The sequence below is a fragment of the Candidatus Pelagibacter sp. PS_37 genome (genome assembly GCF_059417825.1).
Genome location: NZ_CM182067.1, coordinates 1,214,572 through 1,231,306, shown reverse-complemented (window position 1 = coordinate 1,231,306; position 16,735 = coordinate 1,214,572). Strand labels below are relative to the sequence as shown.

The window sequence follows — 16,735 nt, the reverse complement described above, 5'->3', positions numbered from 1 at the left end:
TATGGACATTTTTAACAATTTTAGTGACTTATTTTTTTCAGTTTGGTCAAAGGGAATTCACGGTATTGATATTTTTCAAATATTAATTGGAATTGGGATTTTTTTTATTTTTTTAATTTTTAGAGGAATTATCAGTAAAGTAATTATTAAAAGATTAGAAAGTATCTCTAAAAGAACAACCAATAAACTAGATGATACTTTCGTTCATGCAATGGTTGGGCCAGCAAGATTTCTTCCCATTGTTCTAGGTTTTTTTATTGCAAGTTATTACATGTCTTTTGGAGAAGATGGCAAAGTAGCTATTGATACAATTAATAGAACTTTAATAACTATTTTTATTTTTTGGGTGATACATCAAATTGTTGAACCCATCTCTTATATTTTAAGTGGTTTAGATAAAATGTTAACTAGAGAGTTAATTGGCTGGATTATTAAATCATTAAAAATTTTGATTTTCATTCTAGGTTTAGCGGCTGTTCTTGAACTTTGGGGAATAAAAATTGGACCAATTATTGCTGGACTGGGTTTATTTGGTGTTGCAGTTGCTTTAGGCGCACAAGACTTATTTAAAAATTTAATATCAGGAATTTTAGTTTTAGTTGAAAAAAGATTTAAAATTGGAGATTGGATTTTAGTTGAAGGAACAATTGAAGGTATTGTTGAAAAAATTGGATTTAGATCAACAGTGATTAGAAAATTTGATAAATCTTTAGCAATAATTCCAAACTTTCAATTTGCTGAAAACTCAGTAGTTAATATTAGTGAAACAACCAATTGGAGAATAAGATGGTCCATTACTCTTCAATACGATACCACTGTTGCACAGTTAAAAAAAGTAAGAGAAGAAATAGAAAACTATATTAATAAAAGTGAGGACTTCAGCCAAAGTGTTGGTGTTGCGGTAAGAATTGAAAAGTTTTCTGATAGCTCAATAGATTTATTAGTTAGATGTTTTACGGCCAGCAACAGTTGGAGCGACTCTCTTTTAGTTAAAGAAAGATTAGCGATTGCAATTAAAGAAATAGTAGAAGGAAACAAAGCTTCATTTGCATTCCCAAGTCAGTCAATTTATATCGAGAAAAAATGATAGCAATTTTTTATTTGGTTCTTCAAATATTAAAGCTCTATTCTTATGTGGTAATTGCAAATGTAGTTATCAGCTGGCTTGTTGCATTTAATGTTTTAAATACTCAAAATAGATTTGTTTATTCTATTTTAGAGGTGACTTATCGATTAACAAATCCTGCACTTAATAAAATAAGAAGTTTTTTACCTAATTTAGGATCAATAGATATTTCACCAGTTATATTACTTTTATTGATTTGGTTTATAGAAATGTGTATGAAGTTGTACATTGCGCCAATGATTTTTTAGAGGAACACATGATCTTAATAGATGGGAAAAAAATAGCAGCTGAACTTAGAGAGCAATTAAGACAAGAGGTCGTAGAGCTAAAAGCTAAACACAATAAAATTCCTGGGCTTACAGTTATTTTAATTGGAGAAATGGCCCCTAGTCAAATTTATGTTCGTATGAAAGAGAAAGCTGCGAATGAAGTAGGGTTAAAATCTGAAGTAATTAGATACCCTGAAGCTGTGGAAGAAAAAACAGTATTAGATAAAATTGAGGAATTAAATAAAGATGAAAGTATTTCAGGAATTTTAGTTCAACTACCTTTACCAAAACATATCGATAAGCAAAAAGTTATTGAAACTATTTTACCAGGAAAAGATGTTGATGGGTTTCACCCAATGAATGTTGGAAATCTTTCTTCAGGTTATGAAAGTTCAGTTCCTTGTACTCCTTTAGGATGTTATTTAATGATTAAAAAAATTGAACCAAATTTGAGTGGAAAAAAAGCTGTTATGATTGGTAGATCAAATTTAAACGGTAAACCAATGGCGCAGTTACTTTTAAAAGAAAATTGCACAGTAACAATTACTCATTCAAAGACTAAAGATTTAAAAGCAGAATGCTTGGAGGCAGATATTATAGTTGCTGCTGTTGGCATTCCAGAGCTTGTGAAAGCGGACTGGGTTAAAAAAGATGCAATTGTAATAGATGTTGGGATTAATAAAACTGAAAACGGTATTGTCGGTGACGTTGCATTCGAAGAAGTTTCAAAAGTTGCAAGAGCTTTAACACCTGTTCCAGGTGGAGTAGGGCCAATGACTATTGCCTGCTTGTTAAAAAATACTATTGAGTGTTTTAAAAGATCTCAAAAATAAAAATATCATTATAGGTGGCAAAATTTATAATTTTTATATTTATAATTATTGCATATAACTCATCACTAATTGCTATGGAAAAAAAACCTTATCATCATTTACCAGATGGAACTTTTAGAAATCCAGAAGGATCACCTGTTAGAACTAGTCAAGCGAAGTTTTCTTACACACAATTCATTAAATTGAAAAAGAAAATAGACATGACGGTCCCTAAAGAACACGTTGTTGATAAAGAAAAAGTTTTATCTGATTTAGAAAAGTATAAAAATGAAGATTATATTGCATGGATTGGTCATGCTACTTACTTAATTAAACTTGGAGATACAACAATTATAACTGACCCAGTATTTTCAAAAAATGCGGGACCTTTAATTTTTGGCCCAGACAGATTTACTGAGCCTGCCTTAAATTTAAATGAAATTCCAAAGACAGATTTATTGTTATTAACACATAATCATTATGATCATCAAGATATGGGCACCATTAGAAAATATCCGTTTAAGAATACAAAAGTTTTGGCCCCACTAAATCTTGGAAAATACTTTACAAAAAATAAATTTAAAGATGTAAATGAAATGGATTGGTATGAGGAAATTCAGGTTAATGATGATCTGAAAGTAACATTACTCCCAGCTGTCCATTGGTCGAAGAGAAGCCTTACAGATATGAACAAAACACTCTGGGGCAATTTCTTAATTGAATATAAAGGTAAAAAAATCTTATTTGCTTGTGATACTGGCTATGGAAATATTTACAAAGAATTAGGTGAAAAATATGGTCCAATTGATTTAACAATGATTAATATTGGAGCTTATGACTTTAAGCCTATGTTTGATAAATCGATTTATCACACAACACCAGAAGAAGCTTTAAATGTAGCGCAAGATTTAAGAAGTAAAAAGGTTATGGGAACACACTGGGGAACTTTTGTTTTATCGCTGGAACCTATTATGGAACCACCAGTAAGATTTAAAGCTAGTGCTGAGGAGTATGGTTTTAAAAAAGATGATGCTATTATCTTTAAAATTGGAGAGATAAACTCTTTAAAAAATATATTATCAAATTAAGAAAGTTTCGATCTACCACCATCAACTGCAATTATTTGTCCAGTAATCCAAGAACTTTCTTCAGTAATTAAAAATTTAGCAAGCGCTGCGGAATCTTTTCCTTCACCTAATCTTTTAAGAGGATGAGCTTTAGCAATTCCTTCTGCAATTGCAGGATTTTTTAACATTGGCTCTGCGATTTTAGATTTTGATAAACTTGGTGCAATACAATTTACTCTAATATGTGGAGCAAACTCAGCAGCTAGTGTAACAGTTAGCCCCTCAACTGCAGCTTTAGCAGAAGCAATAATTGTGTGATTAGTAAAACCTCTTTGAGCAGCAACAGTTGAAAATAAAACAACTGAGCCTTTGTTCTTTTTTAAACTTTCTTGAAATCCTTTTATTGCTTCAATAGCTGAATAAAGGTTTAGTTTCATACATTTATTCATATCTGCTTCTGTAACCATCCTTAATGGTTTTAAATCAATAGATCCCACACAGTAAGCGATACCCTTAATTTCACTAATGTCTGATTTTACTTTTTCTATAAATCCTTCTTCTAAAACGTCAGCAACCGTATAAGTGCAGCCTAATTTTTCTGCAATAGTTTTAACTTCATTTTCATTTCTTGCTATTAGATGAATATCATTTCCTGAATTTTTCAATTGTTCAGCTAAGCTGGAACCCACAGAACCTGTCGCACCAAAAATAAGATATTTTTCTGACATATAATTTTTATTTAGTTATATTTAACTATGAAATTGTTTTTTATACTTGGCAATCAATTATTTCCATTAAAATACGTAGACCGCTTCAAAAAGGACCACTCTTTTTACATGGCAGAAGACTATGAACTATGTACTTATGAAAAGCATCATAAGCAAAAGATAATACTATTTCTCTCTTCTATGAGGTCTTATGCAGATATGCTTAGAGCAAATAAATACAAACTTGAATATTCTAAAATTGAGGACAAAGGTTTTAAAGATACCTATTTTAAAAAATTAAAAATTATCATTAATCAAAAAAAAATTACTGAAATTTCAAGTTTTGAGGTTGAGGATAAATTTTTTGAAAAGAAAATTTATCAATTTTTAAAAAAAGAAAAAATAAACTGGAATATTATTAAAACTCCAATGTTTTTAAACTCAAGAGATGAGTTTAAAAATTATTTAGTAAAATCAAAAAAACCTTTTATGGCAACATTTTACAAAGAAGTTCGTAAAAAATCTGGAATATTAATGGGAGCAGATGGAAATCCTATTGGGGGTAAATGGAGTTTTGATGAAGATAACAGAAATAAATTACCAAAAGATATATCAATACCAAAATTTCCAAAAATTAACGAAACTAATCATACTAAAAAATTAAAACCAATTATTGAAAAATTATTTAAAGATCATCCTGGTAGCACAAATGATTTTTGGTTAGCAACAGAATACAATGATGTGGTCAAACTTTTAGATTTTTTTATTAAAGAAAAATCAAATTTATTTGGCGATTATGAAGATGCTGTTAATCAAAAAGACAATATTTTATTTCATAGCGCATTAAGCCCGTACATTAATTTAGGATTGATAACCCCTGAAATTATCATTCAAAAAATTTTAGAATTTCATAAAAAACACAAAATTAGAATGAACTCACTTGAAGGTTTTATTCGTCAAATAATAGGCTGGAGAGAGTTCATGCGTGGAATTTATCAAGGTTACTCCGATGAAATGGAAACAAAAAATTTTTTCAACCATGAAAGAAAAATGAAAAAGTCTTGGTATGAAGGCACAACAGGTTTGCCTCCATTGGATCATGCAATTAAAAATGCCGTTAATCATGGCTGGTCTCACCATATTGAAAGATTAATGATTTTATCAAATATAATGAACCTTTGTGAGGTGAAACCAACAATTGTTTATAAGTGGTTTATGGAAATGTTTGTAGATTCTTCTGATTGGGTGATGGTTCCTAATGTTTATGGAATGGGCTTATTTAGTGATGGAGGTATTTTTGCAACGAAACCATACATTTGTGGATCAAGTTATTTTATGAAAATGATGGATTTTAAAAAAGGGGAATGGTGTAATACGATGGATGGTCTTTATTGGAGGTTTATAGATAAAAATAGAAAATTTTTTTTAAAGAACCCTAGATTGTCTATGATGGTTTATGTTTTTGATAAAATGAAAGATGAAAGAAAGAAAATGATTTTATCTGAAGCTGATAAATTTATTAAACAAAATACTATTTAATGAAAAAAGAAAATTTACCTTCAAAAGTTTGTCCCGTTTGTAAAAGACCTTTTGTTTGGCGTAAGAAATGGAAGCTTAATTGGGATAAGGTAAAGTATTGCTCCAAAAAGTGCTCTAAGTGATTTACTTATCTTTATTTGCTATATCTTTTTTAGCTGCAACAATTTTACCATTTTCATCTGAGCTGACATTGGCAGGATTAATTGCAACATCAAATTTTGATAATTTATTATTGTTAATTGTTGCTAGTTTTGGGAATATTTTGGGATCAGTTGTTAACTGGGTCTTGGGATTTTATTCAAGAAATCTTAGTACAAAAAAGTGGTTTCCGTTTAAAGACAAACAAATAGAAAACTCACCAAAATGGTTTAATAAATTTGGTAAATGGTCATTATTATTTGCTTGGGTTCCAATAATAGGTGATCCACTGACTTTAATTGCAGGCTTATTAAGAGTTAGATTTTTAGATTTTATTATTTTAGTGGCAATTGGAAAAGTAAGTAGGTACGTCTTAATTTATTATTTGTTTTAATATTTGCTGAATTTATCCAGGTAACTATGCTAGAAAAGTGAATGCTTGAAATATTTATTCAAACTTTCTTTTTATATTTTATTGTTATTGATCCACTAGGAAATACACCTTTATTCTTGGCAGTAACTCAAAATATGAGCAGCCAACAAAGAGTTAAAACTGCATTGAGCGCAACAATAATTGCATCAATCATATTGCTATTCTTTGCATTTCTTGGAAGCACTTTATTAAATTATTTGAATATATCTTTTCCAGCATTTACAATTGGTGGAGGCATCATTTTATTAATAATTTCCATGGAAATGTTGTTTGATAAAAGACAACAACGAAAAGAAGATGACATTGATTTTAATTCTGAAAATGTAAGTGTATTTCCTTTAGCAACACCCATTATAGCAGGACCAGCTGCAATCACATCTGTTATTGTTTCTGTTTCAGATATGGGAAGTAATTTTACAAACCAATCTGTTGGAATGATTGCTTTAGCTTCAGTTTTGCTTTTAACTTTTATATTTTTTTTTACTGCTTCAAAATTTTCTCAGATAATAAACAAAAAAGTTATTAGTGTAATTTCAAGAGTAATAGCAATTATTCTAGTTGGATTAAGTGTTCAGTATATTTTAGATGGAATAAAAACCTTTCTAGCTTAAAATATTGTTCAGTAGACTATTTTAAAATACTATAAATATAGAAATGAACATAATTGTCTTACAGCACATAAAGATTGAAGACCCAGGGTATATCAAAGATTTAATGTTAGCTGATGGTTTTAACTTAACTACCATAGAACTGGATGAAGGTGAAAAAATTCCAAGCGATCTGAGAAAATTTGATGGAATGTTTTGTATGGGTGGTCCAATGGATACTTTTATGGAACAAGAATATCCATGGCTAATTGAAGAAAAAAAAGCAATTAAAGAATTTGTTGTTAATTTAAAAAAACCTTATTTAGGTTTTTGTCTTGGGTGCCAGTTATTAGGCGAGGTAATAGGTGGTAAGGTAGTTAAATCAAATCCAGCAGAAATTGGAATAATGGATATAAATTTTACTAAAGAAAAAAATAAAGATATTTTATTTTCAAAATTTCCAGATCAAATTAAAAGTTTGCAGTGGCATTCATATGAAGTGCAAGGAATAGAAAATAATAAGGATATAACTTTGCTAGCATCATCTCCAGTAACCAAATATCAAATTTTCAAATACCAAAATCATGCATATGCAATTCAATTTCATATAGAAATTAAAGATACAACAGTTAATGAATGGGGGTGTGTGCCTGAATATAAAAAAGCTCTTGAAAGTCAATTAGGTGAGGGAGCTTTAGATAAATTTGATCAAGCTGCAAAAAATAATATGCCTGATATGAATAATTATTCTAAGATACTTTATGAGAATTTTAAAAGGCTATTATGAATAATAAATTTTTTGAATGGGCAGGGGTTATTACGGCAATCCTTTATTCTATGTTTGTAGCCTTAAACATTGGAATAGAGTTTTTAGGATTTTGTTTGTTACTGTTGTCTGCCATTTTAATTGGTATCTGGGCATATAGAGGAGGTCACAAGGGAATACTTGTGTTGCAATTTTTTTATGCAACAGCAGGTATAATCGGAATGATACGTTGGTTTTAATTAAAATTAGCAATAATTTTTGGAATATAATTTTTAAAATTAAAAAAACCCTTATTACAATATTGCCAAGAAAACTGATCCAACTTTCTATATAAAAATCTTATATTTTTTAATTGATTATTTTGAATAAAATTTAAATTTTCACCAACGGTTGGATAAAGCGCATAAACTTCTTCGGTAATATTTTTTAAATCATTAATATTAATAGTTTCACAATTTATTGATTTTTCTTTCAATCTTATTTTTTGATCCTCTAAAAGATTTGCTTTAAATTTCAACACCTTTTCACTTAATTTGATAGTTCTATCTGTATTATTTGAGACTAACAAAATTTTTTTAAACTTATGTTCTTTAAAATCAGAAAATTCAAATGTCATATTATTTTCAAATATTAATAAAGTTTTATCTTCCAAAATCTCAGAATTTTTAAAGCCTTTGTTAATAACAGAATATATCTTATCATTGGATATAGGTTTGGCATTTTCACTTAGTTTTATGTTTTTAAATCTATTATTTGTAAATTTATTTATATTCCATTCACTTGCGAGGTAATGCTTGCCTTGAGTTTGAATGCCAGCAACCCATCTCCAACCAAGGGTATTTGATGCAGCATCCCCATCATATAGATGTTGCATAAAAAACTCAGCACCCAACTGCCATGGTAATTCTAGTGTAAAAATCCAAATGCTAGCAAACCACATTCTTGTGTGGTTATGAAGATAATTGCTCTCTTTAAGTTCAATTACCCATTGATTAAAACAATCTACATTTGTTTTTCCTTCAATTGCATCCAAATAACTTTGATTGTTTTTAAATTCTTTTTTAATTTTATCTAATTCTATTAAGTAATCTGACCAAACATCAGGTCTTAATTCTAGCCAACCTTTCCAATAAACACGCCAAAGAACTTCCTGAATAAATTTTTCATTTTTTGCAAATGAAAACTTTTTAAGAGATTTATTAATTACTTCTAATTCATTAATTATTCCGTGAGTTATAAAGGGGGATAAACAAGAAACATTAGATCTATTACTAGGCCCAAAATCAAAATTTCTTAGTTTTGAATAATCTGAAAGATTTTGTTCAACAAAAGTATTTAATTTATCAACGGCTTTAGCCCTTGAAGCTTCAAAAATCATTTTAAACTATTTAGATTTTCTTTTCTTTAGACCCAATTTATCACTGTGTCTTAATCTTAAAATAACTATTGCAGATGCAATTAGAACTATAGCTATAGCTTCATAGACTAATGCTGATGGATCCATTTCTTTTCCTTGTAATATAATAAATCGTGCGAGAGCAGTGATGGCAATTAAAAGAGGTAAAGTTATACTGATTGATTGTTGATTCCAAAAAACACGAACCATTGCTAAGACCTCTAAATAAAGAAACATTAAAAGTAAATCTGCTAGCATTACAGATTGATTTAGAAACATATTATTAATTTCCATACCAACAGCAATTACAGTGCTCACTAAAATAATGCACATTAGTGCAAGCTGTAAAATTTTTGCTATTTTATCCATTACTTATCTTTACTAAATGGTAGCCATTTTTCAAACACTGATTTTACTGGTCCATCATATGGAATTGAATAAGAGCTAGGGTTTGGACTTGTTAAAATTTCTATTCCCTTAGAAAATACAAAGATGAATACAATTACAAAAACAATAACCATAATCTTAAATGGATCAAAGTTTTTAGTTTTGAATACACTGCTAGATTGCGCCTCTGCTTTATGAAAATGTTTGAATGTCATATAAACTGCAAATATCAATCCAATATGAGCAACGTATAAACCGGCCCAACCAAATACAAAAGTTGTATAAGAAAATATGTATAAACTAAAAACAGTTGTCCAAACGAAACTCAGAACTAATAAAATTTGTAATCTAACAGATCTTGGTAAAGACCTTAGATCATTTTTGCTATCATCAAATAAAATGTTAGCGGCATCTTTCATCCAATTTTTTAGTGCTTCCATATAGCTAGAATAGATATTTATATGTTAAAGGCAAAGGATAAAGTGTCCTTTAATTTTTAGCTTAAATTGGACTTTATTACACTTTCTAAATTTGCAGAGCTTTGGGCGCCTGAAATAAAATCTGTTCCTATTTCAAAGAAGGGTACTCCATTAATTTCTTTCTCTCTTGCGACTGAAATATATGAATTAACTTCTTCAATATTTTTTAAATTAAAAAAATTATTGATTGTATCTCCATTAATATTAAATTCTTTGCCAATATTAATTAAGATTTCTTTATCTCCAATATCAAGACCTTCAATAAAGTATGATTGATATATTTTTTCTTTAATTTCGTTGTGTACATTAGATTGTTCGGCTAATTTTATTAATAAGTGAGAAAATACAGTATTGGGTGTTTTCTTTATCTTATCTAGATTAAAATTAAGATTTTCTTTATTCGCCTCTTCTGTCATTCGATCATACATTGGTTGAGCAAAATCTTTTCCACCAAACTTTATTTCTAAGTACTTGTTTCTTTCAATTCCTTCTTTAGGCATGTCAGTATTTAGTTGAAATGGAACATGCTCTATCCCAAACTTAGTTTCAGGAAAATTTTTTAATGCTTTATTTAATCTTGTTTGACCAATAAAACACCACCCACAAATTGTGTCAGCAAATACTTTTATTTTCATTAATTTATGAACGAAGCTTTTGTTTATGAAAGTTAATAAATCTTTCTACATTTGATTTATTAAAGGTTTTATTTTCTTCAAAAGAAACTTTTTTCATTGAGTAAGCATTACTTTTTGTCTGTCTAGACATTATGGTGATATTACCTTTGTATAATTTAAGCTTTACAGAGCCATTAACTTTATTCTTTTTAAGATCAACAATTTTTTGAAGTTTAAATCTTGCTTTTGAGTACCAGTAACCATTGTAAATAAGTTCAGCATATTTAGGCATAATTTCATCTTTTTTATGCATAGTTTCTTTGTCCAAAGTAACAGACTCAATTGCTCTGTGCGCTGACATTAAAAGTGTTCCACCAGGCGTTTCATAAACACCTCTAGATTTAATCCCAATAAATCTGTTTTCAACTAAATCAACTCTACCTATTCCATTTTTGCCGGCAACATTATTAAGTTTTTCTAACAAATTTCCAGGCGATAGTTTTTTACCATTAACAGTTATGGGGTCTCCATTTTTAAATCCTATAGTTACAAATGAAGCTTTGTTAGGTGCTTTTTCAGGAGATACTGTTCTTTGAAAAAGAAACTCAGGAGCTGAATTTTTTGGGTTTTCTAAAATCTTACCCTCAGTTGATGTGTGGTATAAATTATCATCAATAGAGAAAGGAGGAGCACCTTTTTTATCTGTTGGAATTGGAATATTGTTTTTTTTTGCATATTTAATTAAATCTGTTCTAGAGTTTAATTTCCATATTCTCCATGGTGCAATAATTTTTACTTTTGGACCGAAGTAATGATATCCCAATTCAAATCTCACTTGATCATTTCCTTTGCCAGTTGAACCATGAGAAACTGCATAAGCTCCAAATTTTTTAGCGGCAGCAATTTGACGTTTTGCAATTAAAGGTCTTGCAATTGAAGTACCCAATAAATAAACACCTTCATAAATTGCATGCCCTCTAATCATTGGAAAGACATAGTCTTTTACAAATGTATCTTTTAAATCTTCAATAATGATATTTTTAACACCTAGTCTTTTGGCATTTTTTATAATTTTTTTTCTATCAATTTCTTGCCCAACATCTGCAGTATAACAAATAACTTCTGCATCATAATTTTCTTGAAGCCATTTTAAAATAATAGAAGTGTCTAGTCCGCCAGAATATGCGAGTACAATTTTCTTTTTAGATTTCATTTAATTAACTGCAGCTAGTTTTTGCAGCATTATAGGCTTTAGTAAATCCTAACAATGAATAATGGTCTATAGTTTGAGAGCCTTTTTGATTATGACCAGTGATCATAATTCTTGATCCTCTCTTCATGGTCTTAATCATTTTATTTTCAAGTTTGTTATCAGCAATCCAAGCAAATCCCTCTTGAGCAATATCAAATTTGTATTTAGATTTACCTGAAGTAGCTATAATAGAATTTTTGTTGTTAAATTCATAGCCACCAGTAATGCTTATTTCATTACTCACTTTTTCACTTGGTCTAAATGAAACAAACATCCTTGCTTCTCTAGGGTTAGATTTTGGAGCTTGTAATACCGGAACTGATTGAGCAAAACAAACTTTACCTGCTTGTTCAGTGATAACCATTGTTTCCCAGTCTTTAAATTTACCAATTTTTTTTACTTCTTGTGAATTTGCACTAAGAGAAAACACACTTACAATAATTAGGATTATGAAATTTTTAATTATGGACATGGATTAGGGTAAATTGTTTGTACTTCATTTATTTCTTTAATTACTTCATCAGTTAAATCTATATTTACACTTTCCACGTTGGTTTTCAACTGCTCCATTGTAGTTGCCCCAATAATAACACTTGTCATAAAAGACTGTATTTCACAAAACTTTAAAGACATTTGAGTTAAATCAAGGTTATGTTTTTTAGCTATTTCAAAGTATGCATCTACTGCTTTACCAGTATTAGGTTTTGCGTACCGAGTCCAAAAACTACCATCACGTTCAATTCTTGAATTTTTTGGCATTTGATTATTTCTATATTTTCCAGATAAATATCCACTTGCTAAAGGAGAGTAGGCCAATAAACCAATTTCATCTCTTACCGAAATTTCAGCAAGACCAACTTCATAAGTTCTGTTTAATAAGTTATAAGGATTTTGAATTGACATCATTCTTGGAAGACCTTTTTCTTTTGATAACTCTAAAAACTTAGAGACACCCCAAGGTGTTTCGTTAGATAAACCCACTTCTCTAATTTTACCAGCATCAACAAATTTTTGTAAGTTGCCTAAAACATCTTCAAATTTATTCCATTCTCCATTATCTTTATGTTCATAACCCAATCTTCCAAACATATTGGTATTTCTTTCTGGCCAGTGTAGTTGATAGAGGTCGATATAATCTGTTTGTAGTCTTTTTAGACTATCATTTACAGCTTGAGTCATTTTCTCTATTCCATAATTATTTCCACCACCTCTTAAATAGGCTCTCATAGGTCCAGCAACTTTAGTTGCTAAAATAACTTTGTCTCTTTTATTGGATTTTTTAAACCAATTACCAATTATGATTTCTGTATGACCGTAAGTTTCTTCTCTTGGAGGAACAGCATAAAGCTCTGCAGTATCCCAAAAATTTACACCTTGATCTAAGGCATAATCCATCTGTTCGAAACCCTCATTTTCAGAGTTTTGCTCACCCCAAGTCATTGTACCGAGACAAATAGTGCTTACTTCTAAATCTGTATTTCCTAATTTTTTATAATTCACAATAATTTAATCTTATTAAGACATCTTGAAATAATAGTAAAAGGCTATTATATATGTGTCATGGAATTCAATAAGCAAAACATATTAAATAAAGTAAAAGAAGCTCAGCAATCAACTGTAGTAATGGATGAGGGCTTAAGAGCCTACATGCTAAAAGTCTATAACTACATGGCTTCTGGTATTTTGTTAACAGGACTTATATCTTTAATATTTTTCAAACTATCTGTAGTAACAGATGCCAATGGATCAATTACAGCATTAACAAGCTTAGGAAATACTATATTTCTTTCAGGTTTTAAATGGGTGGTTATGCTTGCTCCACTTGGAGTAGTTTTTTACATGAGTGCTAGAATTAATAAAATGACAGCTTCAGCTGCTCAAACTACTTTTTGGGTTTTTGCTTCTTTAATGGGGCTATCATTATCTTCAATATTCCTAGTTTATACTGGAGCGAGTATCACAAGAGTATTCTTTATTACCTCTATTACTTTTGGTGCAATGAGTTTGTATGGTTACACAACTAAAAGAGATCTTACAAAATTAGGATCATTTTTAATGATGGGCTTAATTGGTATTATTGTTGCATCAGTTGTTAACATGTTCTTAAAATCTTCAATGATGGATTTTGTAATTTCAATTCTAGGTGTTTTAATTTTTGTAGGCCTTACTGCTTATGACACTCAAAAAATTAAAAACATGTATGTATCAAGCGATACGGGTGAGTTGATGGGTAAAAAAGCTGTAATGGGTGCCTTAACTCTTTACCTAGACTTTATAAATTTATTTATAATGTTGTTAAGATTATTTGGTCAAAGACGATAGTCTTTTTATTTCTTAAGGTTTTTCCAATTAGTATTTTTAAGTAAAATTTCTAGATCAAAGGAATTTTTTAAAACTTTCCCATTAGAGTCTGTAATTAAATACTTTAGATTTTTACTACTAGGTTTAAAGTTTTTACAAATTTTATATAAAGCATTTTCTGCTGCATTTTTAAAGACACTAAAACTAACCTGTCTGTTAGAAATGTTTAGACCATAGTCTTTCCATGATCCCTCAGAGACCATTTTTGCATATAGATCTAAAATGATTTTAAGTTCATTTTTTTCAAAAAATTGTCTTTCTTCTATTTGTTTGTGAGGATTATTTACGACTAGCTTTAAGTTTCTATTCATCAAGCTTGAATTTATTAATCAATGATATTTGAAATGCTGTAAAGACAAGGGTTATTGGTAACATTCCCCATACCTTAAAATTAACCCAAAACTCTTCTGTTTGCGTTCTCCAGACACATTCATTAAGGATTGCAAGAAAGAAGAAAAAGTACATCCATCTTTTGTTTAATAATTCCCAACCCATATCAGTTAGAGCAATTGATTTACCCATAATTTTTTTAAGGACAGGTTCTTTTGTAAAATATTTTCCAAAATATAAAGCAAGGGCAAATAAAATATTAATGATCGTTGGCTTTACATAGATAAAAACTGGATCATTAAAATAAATTGTTAGACCCCCAAAAAATGTAATTAAGATACCACTTATTAATGGCATCATAGGTATTTTTTTTTCAAAAAACCAAACAACTGCTAGTGCAATTAATGTTGCAACTATAAGTGGAGGAATCGCAACTGCTAGATTCTTATCATTATTATAATAATAATAAAAAAAAATGGCTAAAGGCCCAAAGTCTGTTGCAAATTTAAGAAAAGATTTATTCACTTGACAGATATTAACATAATAAAAAAAATATAAATGTTTTTTATTGATTTTTATTTTTAAACCCCCATATTAATAACAATGGCAATTCAAAAAGCAAAATTTTCAATAGGAGACATTGTAAAACATAAACACTTTGAGTTCAGAGGTGTAATTTATGATGTTGATTTCGAATTTAATAATTCTGAAGAATGGTATCAATCTATTCCAAAGAATGTTCGTCCTAGAAAAGATCAGCCTTTTTATCATTTGTTAGCTGAAAATGATGAAATTACATATGAAGCATATGTTTCAGAACAAAATCTATTAATGGACGATTCAGAAGATCCAATTAAACATCCTTTAATTGAAGAGATTTTTTCTGGTAAAAGAGGCTCTAGCTACTTTAAGCCCTCTAATTAATTCTTTTTTCAAACACAATTAATTCAAATCTTCGACATATATAGTTGCTATCTATATTCATGTTCTGATCAAGAGTGTTAAATAACGTTTTTTATCATTATTGACTCCCTCTGCATTCTTGATCAGGATGATCTTCCATAAAAAAAATTAATTTATCTTTTTTTTAATATATATAATTTAAAAATGTTTAAATATTTTGAACCTAATAAAATTTTTGCAATAACCTCTAAAGCACCAAAGTATGTTCTATTTTTATTTATTATTGTCCTAACAATTGGTTTAACAGAAGCGCTTATACTTTCACCTGAAGATTATAAACAAAGTGATGCAGTAAGAATTATGTATGTTCATGTGCCAGCTGCATGGATATCACTTGGAATATTTACAAGTTTAGCTTTTTTGTCTGTTGGAAGTTTTGTTTTTAAAAATAAAAATTTTGCATTAATTGCTAAAAGTTTAGCACCTTCTGGATTCATTTTTAATATTATAGCATTAGTTACAGGTTCAATTTGGGGAAAACCAACTTGGGGTACTTGGTGGGCTTGGGATGCAAGAATAACTTCTATGTTAATTTTAGCTTTGTTTTATGGAATGTATTTATTGGCCTGGAGAATTTATGAGGACAAAGAACAGGTAGTAAAGGTTACTTCTTTGATTGCAATTTTAGGAGTGGTAAATGTTCCTATTATTAAATTTTCTGTAGACTGGTGGAACACGTTACATCAACCATCTTCAATTAATATTTTATCAACCAACACGGCAATTCACCCATCAATGCTAGTCCCATTGGGCATTATGACTGCGGCATTTGCCCTTTTTTCATTACTCATTTTTTTGATGAAATATAATACAGAACTGATAAAAATTAAAAATAAAGGATTAGATAGATTATGATAAATGAAATAATTTCAATGAATGGATATGGAGCTTACGTATGGTCAGCTTTTTCATTTACATTGATTAGTTTTACAGCCCTGTACTTTGTAACTAAATTACAGCTTTCAAAAGAGCAAAAAAGATTTACTTCTAAATTTGGTTCTCTAAATGTTGAGAAAGCTAAGGCTGCAAGATCACAAAATATTAATAGAGAAATATTATCCAATACATCAAATATTTAACTAATAAACCATGTATGGTAAAAAGGTTAAATTACGAATTGTATTTTTAGCTTTAATCTTAGCCTCAGTAATTTTAACAGTTTTTTTAGTTTTACAATCATTAAAAGAAAACGTTGTATATTTTCAGTCCCCATCTGAAATAAAATCTTTAATAGAATTAAATAAAAAAAAAATAAGAGTGGGTGGGATGGTTAAAGAACAATCGATTTTTATAGACTCTGATAAAGTTAATTTTGTTATTACTGACTTTAAAAATGAAATTAATGTTGTTTATTCAGGGGCAGTCCCTAATTTATTTGCTGAAGGAAAAGGAGTGGTTGCTGAAGGTTTTTTAAAAGATAAGAATTATTTTACAGCTACTAAAATTTTAGCAAAACACGATGAAAATTATATGCCCCCAGAAGTTAAAGAAGCCTTAGGAGATAAATAA

The 16,735-nt window shown here is 29.3% G+C and carries 25 protein-coding genes; 15 read left to right on the top strand and 10 right to left on the bottom strand.

Annotated features, from left to right (window positions below):
- Nucleotide 1 precedes the first annotated feature (1 nt).
- From AC5SL9_RS06515 to AC5SL9_RS06500, 4 genes are all read left to right on the top strand, one after another.
- The gene (locus tag AC5SL9_RS06515; RefSeq protein WP_006997600.1) at nucleotides 2-1,087 is read left to right on the top strand and encodes a mechanosensitive ion channel family protein; all 1,086 of its coding nucleotides are present in this window, start codon (nucleotides 2-4) and stop codon (nucleotides 1,085-1,087) included.
- Nucleotides 1,084-1,374: a YggT family protein gene (locus tag AC5SL9_RS06510; protein ID WP_006997601.1), complete on the top strand. Its 291-nt coding sequence runs from the start codon at nucleotides 1,084-1,086 to the stop codon at nucleotides 1,372-1,374. The genes AC5SL9_RS06515 and AC5SL9_RS06510 overlap by 4 nt, the downstream gene beginning before the upstream one ends.
- 8 nt (nucleotides 1,375-1,382) lie before the next feature.
- Complete coding sequence (locus AC5SL9_RS06505; RefSeq protein ID WP_011281620.1) at nucleotides 1,383-2,228, top strand: bifunctional 5,10-methylenetetrahydrofolate dehydrogenase/5,10-methenyltetrahydrofolate cyclohydrolase; 846 nt, start codon at nucleotides 1,383-1,385, stop codon at nucleotides 2,226-2,228.
- Between the two features lie 74 nt (nucleotides 2,229-2,302).
- Nucleotides 2,303-3,295 (top strand): MBL fold metallo-hydrolase, encoded by a 993-nt coding sequence (locus tag AC5SL9_RS06500; RefSeq protein ID WP_271616709.1) that lies wholly within the window; start codon nucleotides 2,303-2,305, stop codon nucleotides 3,293-3,295.
- On the opposite strand, the gene AC5SL9_RS06495 is transcribed toward AC5SL9_RS06500, so the two are convergent.
- The gene (locus AC5SL9_RS06495) at nucleotides 3,292-4,002 is read right to left on the bottom strand and encodes an SDR family NAD(P)-dependent oxidoreductase (protein ID WP_011281617.1); all 711 of its coding nucleotides are present in this window, start codon (nucleotides 4,000-4,002) and stop codon (nucleotides 3,292-3,294) included. The genes AC5SL9_RS06500 and AC5SL9_RS06495 overlap by 4 nt on opposite strands.
- Before the next feature lie 27 nt (nucleotides 4,003-4,029).
- On the opposite strand from AC5SL9_RS06495, the gene AC5SL9_RS06490 reads away from it, so the two are divergent.
- From AC5SL9_RS06490 to AC5SL9_RS06465, 6 genes are read left to right on the top strand one after another with little or no spacing between them, the layout of a single operon-like run.
- Nucleotides 4,030-5,520, top strand: a complete 1,491-nt coding sequence (locus tag AC5SL9_RS06490; RefSeq protein ID WP_494574008.1) for a cryptochrome/photolyase family protein — start codon at nucleotides 4,030-4,032, stop codon at nucleotides 5,518-5,520.
- Nucleotides 5,520-5,642, top strand: coding sequence for a DUF2256 domain-containing protein (locus tag AC5SL9_RS06485; RefSeq protein ID WP_018413654.1), 123 nt, complete (start codon nucleotides 5,520-5,522; stop codon nucleotides 5,640-5,642). The genes AC5SL9_RS06490 and AC5SL9_RS06485 overlap by 1 nt, the downstream gene beginning before the upstream one ends.
- Nucleotides 5,639-6,052: a YqaA family protein gene (locus tag AC5SL9_RS06480; protein WP_494574007.1), complete on the top strand. Its 414-nt coding sequence runs from the start codon at nucleotides 5,639-5,641 to the stop codon at nucleotides 6,050-6,052. The genes AC5SL9_RS06485 and AC5SL9_RS06480 overlap by 4 nt, the downstream gene beginning before the upstream one ends.
- 41 nt (nucleotides 6,053-6,093) lie before the next feature.
- Complete coding sequence (locus AC5SL9_RS06475) at nucleotides 6,094-6,702, top strand: MarC family protein (RefSeq protein ID WP_011281614.1); 609 nt, start codon at nucleotides 6,094-6,096, stop codon at nucleotides 6,700-6,702.
- 43 nt (nucleotides 6,703-6,745) lie between these two features.
- Nucleotides 6,746-7,465, top strand: a complete 720-nt coding sequence (locus tag AC5SL9_RS06470) for a type 1 glutamine amidotransferase (RefSeq protein ID WP_494574006.1) — start codon at nucleotides 6,746-6,748, stop codon at nucleotides 7,463-7,465.
- The gene (locus AC5SL9_RS06465; RefSeq protein ID WP_011281612.1) at nucleotides 7,462-7,683 is read left to right on the top strand and encodes a hypothetical protein; all 222 of its coding nucleotides are present in this window, start codon (nucleotides 7,462-7,464) and stop codon (nucleotides 7,681-7,683) included. Before AC5SL9_RS06470 ends, AC5SL9_RS06465 begins: the two co-directional genes overlap by 4 nt.
- Here AC5SL9_RS06465 and AC5SL9_RS06460 read toward each other — a convergent pair.
- From AC5SL9_RS06460 to AC5SL9_RS06430, 7 genes are read right to left on the bottom strand one after another with little or no spacing between them, the layout of a single operon-like run.
- The gene (locus AC5SL9_RS06460; protein ID WP_494574005.1) at nucleotides 7,680-8,822 is read right to left on the bottom strand and encodes an FAD-binding domain-containing protein; all 1,143 of its coding nucleotides are present in this window, start codon (nucleotides 8,820-8,822) and stop codon (nucleotides 7,680-7,682) included. The two genes, AC5SL9_RS06465 and AC5SL9_RS06460, sit on opposite strands and share 4 nt — an antisense overlap.
- 6 nt (nucleotides 8,823-8,828) lie before the next feature.
- The gene (locus AC5SL9_RS06455) at nucleotides 8,829-9,209 is read right to left on the bottom strand and encodes a phosphate-starvation-inducible PsiE family protein (RefSeq protein ID WP_011281610.1); all 381 of its coding nucleotides are present in this window, start codon (nucleotides 9,207-9,209) and stop codon (nucleotides 8,829-8,831) included.
- A complete protein-coding gene (locus tag AC5SL9_RS06450; RefSeq protein ID WP_018413650.1) occupies nucleotides 9,209-9,667 on the bottom strand; it encodes a membrane protein in 459 nt (152 codons plus the stop codon). Before AC5SL9_RS06450 ends, AC5SL9_RS06455 begins: the two co-directional genes overlap by 1 nt.
- 56 nt (nucleotides 9,668-9,723) lie before the next feature.
- Nucleotides 9,724-10,341 carry a DsbA family oxidoreductase gene (locus AC5SL9_RS06445; protein ID WP_494574004.1) on the bottom strand — a complete coding sequence of 206 codons (618 nt, stop codon included), beginning with the start codon at nucleotides 10,339-10,341 and terminating at the stop codon, nucleotides 9,724-9,726.
- 4 nt (nucleotides 10,342-10,345) lie between these two features.
- Entirely contained in the window at nucleotides 10,346-11,533 is a 1,188-nt protein-coding gene (locus AC5SL9_RS06440) for an argininosuccinate synthase (RefSeq protein ID WP_494574003.1), read from the bottom strand.
- Between the two features lie 4 nt (nucleotides 11,534-11,537).
- A complete protein-coding gene (locus AC5SL9_RS06435; RefSeq protein WP_271564332.1) occupies nucleotides 11,538-12,044 on the bottom strand; it encodes an invasion associated locus B family protein in 507 nt (168 codons plus the stop codon).
- Nucleotides 12,035-13,072 (bottom strand): aldo/keto reductase, encoded by a 1,038-nt coding sequence (locus tag AC5SL9_RS06430; protein ID WP_494574002.1) that lies wholly within the window; start codon nucleotides 13,070-13,072, stop codon nucleotides 12,035-12,037. Before AC5SL9_RS06430 ends, AC5SL9_RS06435 begins: the two co-directional genes overlap by 10 nt.
- A gap of 60 nt (nucleotides 13,073-13,132) precedes the next feature.
- Here AC5SL9_RS06430 and AC5SL9_RS06425 point away from each other — a divergent pair, with 60 nt between their 5' ends.
- Nucleotides 13,133-13,894 (top strand): Bax inhibitor-1/YccA family protein, encoded by a 762-nt coding sequence (locus tag AC5SL9_RS06425; protein WP_020168914.1) that lies wholly within the window; start codon nucleotides 13,133-13,135, stop codon nucleotides 13,892-13,894.
- A gap of 5 nt (nucleotides 13,895-13,899) precedes the next feature.
- On the opposite strand, the gene AC5SL9_RS06420 is transcribed toward AC5SL9_RS06425, so the two are convergent.
- Together AC5SL9_RS06420 and AC5SL9_RS06415 are read right to left on the bottom strand one after the other, a co-directional pair.
- Nucleotides 13,900-14,244, bottom strand: a complete 345-nt coding sequence (locus AC5SL9_RS06420; protein ID WP_020168913.1) for a DUF2794 domain-containing protein — start codon at nucleotides 14,242-14,244, stop codon at nucleotides 13,900-13,902.
- A complete protein-coding gene (locus AC5SL9_RS06415) occupies nucleotides 14,237-14,788 on the bottom strand; it encodes a septation protein A (protein WP_494574001.1) in 552 nt (183 codons plus the stop codon). The genes AC5SL9_RS06420 and AC5SL9_RS06415 overlap by 8 nt, the downstream gene beginning before the upstream one ends.
- Before the next feature lie 78 nt (nucleotides 14,789-14,866).
- Here AC5SL9_RS06415 and hspQ point away from each other — a divergent pair, with 78 nt between their 5' ends.
- The 4 genes from hspQ (at nucleotide 14,867) to ccmE (ending at nucleotide 16,735) form a co-directional block, all read left to right on the top strand.
- A complete protein-coding gene (gene hspQ / locus AC5SL9_RS06410; RefSeq protein ID WP_006997624.1) occupies nucleotides 14,867-15,187 on the top strand; it encodes a heat shock protein HspQ in 321 nt (106 codons plus the stop codon).
- Between the two features lie 183 nt (nucleotides 15,188-15,370).
- Nucleotides 15,371-16,081 carry a heme ABC transporter permease CcmC gene (gene ccmC / locus AC5SL9_RS06405; protein WP_494574000.1) on the top strand — a complete coding sequence of 237 codons (711 nt, stop codon included), beginning with the start codon at nucleotides 15,371-15,373 and terminating at the stop codon, nucleotides 16,079-16,081.
- Entirely contained in the window at nucleotides 16,078-16,305 is a 228-nt protein-coding gene (locus tag AC5SL9_RS06400) for a heme exporter protein CcmD (RefSeq protein ID WP_006997626.1), read from the top strand. Before ccmC ends, AC5SL9_RS06400 begins: the two co-directional genes overlap by 4 nt.
- 10 nt (nucleotides 16,306-16,315) lie before the next feature.
- On the top strand, nucleotides 16,316-16,735 hold the full coding sequence (gene ccmE / locus AC5SL9_RS06395) for a cytochrome c maturation protein CcmE (protein ID WP_494573999.1): 420 nt from the start codon (nucleotides 16,316-16,318) through the stop codon (nucleotides 16,733-16,735).

Bases quoted from the DNA above. Each gene is read 5' to 3' on its own strand.
- ccmC (WP_494574000.1), top strand. From the start codon at position 15,371: ATGTTTAAATATTTTGAACCTAATAAAATTTTTGCAATAACCTCTAAA.
- AC5SL9_RS06445 (WP_494574004.1), bottom strand. From the start codon at position 10,341: ATGAAAATAAAAGTATTTGCTGACACAATTTGTGGGTGGTGTTTTATT.
- AC5SL9_RS06470 (WP_494574006.1), top strand. From the start codon at position 6,746: ATGAACATAATTGTCTTACAGCACATAAAGATTGAAGACCCAGGGTAT.
- AC5SL9_RS06435 (WP_271564332.1), bottom strand. From the start codon at position 12,044: ATGTCCATAATTAAAAATTTCATAATCCTAATTATTGTAAGTGTGTTT.
- ccmE (WP_494573999.1), top strand. From the start codon at position 16,316: ATGTATGGTAAAAAGGTTAAATTACGAATTGTATTTTTAGCTTTAATC.
- AC5SL9_RS06475 (WP_011281614.1), top strand. From the start codon at position 6,094: ATGCTTGAAATATTTATTCAAACTTTCTTTTTATATTTTATTGTTATT.
- AC5SL9_RS06510 (WP_006997601.1), top strand. From the start codon at position 1,084: ATGATAGCAATTTTTTATTTGGTTCTTCAAATATTAAAGCTCTATTCT.
- AC5SL9_RS06455 (WP_011281610.1), bottom strand. From the start codon at position 9,209: ATGGATAAAATAGCAAAAATTTTACAGCTTGCACTAATGTGCATTATT.
- AC5SL9_RS06420 (WP_020168913.1), bottom strand. From the start codon at position 14,244: ATGAATAGAAACTTAAAGCTAGTCGTAAATAATCCTCACAAACAAATA.
- AC5SL9_RS06515 (WP_006997600.1), top strand. From the start codon at position 2: ATGGACATTTTTAACAATTTTAGTGACTTATTTTTTTCAGTTTGGTCA.
- AC5SL9_RS06495 (WP_011281617.1), bottom strand. From the start codon at position 4,002: ATGTCAGAAAAATATCTTATTTTTGGTGCGACAGGTTCTGTGGGTTCC.
- AC5SL9_RS06485 (WP_018413654.1), top strand. From the start codon at position 5,520: ATGAAAAAAGAAAATTTACCTTCAAAAGTTTGTCCCGTTTGTAAAAGA.
- AC5SL9_RS06460 (WP_494574005.1), bottom strand. From the start codon at position 8,822: ATGATTTTTGAAGCTTCAAGGGCTAAAGCCGTTGATAAATTAAATACT.
- hspQ (WP_006997624.1), top strand. From the start codon at position 14,867: ATGGCAATTCAAAAAGCAAAATTTTCAATAGGAGACATTGTAAAACAT.
- AC5SL9_RS06500 (WP_271616709.1), top strand. From the start codon at position 2,303: ATGGAAAAAAAACCTTATCATCATTTACCAGATGGAACTTTTAGAAAT.
- AC5SL9_RS06465 (WP_011281612.1), top strand. From the start codon at position 7,462: ATGAATAATAAATTTTTTGAATGGGCAGGGGTTATTACGGCAATCCTT.
- AC5SL9_RS06490 (WP_494574008.1), top strand. From the start codon at position 4,030: ATGAAATTGTTTTTTATACTTGGCAATCAATTATTTCCATTAAAATAC.
- AC5SL9_RS06450 (WP_018413650.1), bottom strand. From the start codon at position 9,667: ATGGAAGCACTAAAAAATTGGATGAAAGATGCCGCTAACATTTTATTT.
- AC5SL9_RS06400 (WP_006997626.1), top strand. From the start codon at position 16,078: ATGATAAATGAAATAATTTCAATGAATGGATATGGAGCTTACGTATGG.
- AC5SL9_RS06505 (WP_011281620.1), top strand. From the start codon at position 1,383: ATGATCTTAATAGATGGGAAAAAAATAGCAGCTGAACTTAGAGAGCAA.
- AC5SL9_RS06440 (WP_494574003.1), bottom strand. From the start codon at position 11,533: ATGAAATCTAAAAAGAAAATTGTACTCGCATATTCTGGCGGACTAGAC.
- AC5SL9_RS06425 (WP_020168914.1), top strand. From the start codon at position 13,133: ATGGAATTCAATAAGCAAAACATATTAAATAAAGTAAAAGAAGCTCAG.